The 657-nt window shown below is 34.1% G+C and carries 1 pseudogene; it reads left to right on the top strand.

What is annotated here, in order from left to right:
* Positions 1-32: 32 nt before the first annotated feature.
* Positions 33-657 (top strand): annotated as a pseudogene (locus ACFINH_RS10255) (hypothetical protein); the annotation flags it as partial.

The raw sequence follows: 657 nt of genomic DNA, 5'->3' as shown, positions 1-657 counted from the left end.
TTGCAATAATAATAAAGAAAGGGAGGTGAAGTATGTCAACTAAGTTGCCATGGACGAGGCTTTTTGCAGACAAGTGGGCAATAGTTGTTGATTATTTGCCTGCTGTAGAGGGCAATATCTATATGCGATTACGGTTACGTATGTTGCGTACTGGTGAACCTCTTTTTTATAACATTAAAGTTTTATCTCATTACACTGGTTATTCAGTGAAGAAGTTCGAAACAGCGTTAAATGTCTTGCTTGAAGAAGGATACCTTGTTCGTTTAGCAGATGGTCGCTTGTGGAATTTAGATGTTGAAGAAGAGCTTACTAACTCTCATGAGAGTTTAGAAAAGGTATCAAAAACATCACGATCAAAGAGATTATCGGAGAGAGCAAAGAAAGCAGCGCAGGCAAGATGGGATAAACATACAACTTATACTTGTGATGCTTGTGATGATGCTCAAGTTACTGAAAATACTGATAAAAACGATGCTAAAGCAATGCTTAATGATGCTAAAACGATGCTTAATGATGCTAAGCATGCTAAGCATGATGCTAAAGCGATGCTTAATGATGCCTATATATATAACAATAACAATAACAATAACAAAAAAAATAAAAATATTATTTTATCAAAAAGAGAAATTGATTTTGAAAATTTAGAAACAAACGATT

Source organism: Bartonella sp. AA74HLJMH (assembly GCF_042197045.1).
Taxonomy (GTDB): Bacteria; Pseudomonadota; Alphaproteobacteria; order Rhizobiales; family Rhizobiaceae; genus Bartonella.
Note: the sequence above shows the minus strand (reverse complement) of the source record. Positions and strands in the feature narration are given on the sequence as shown.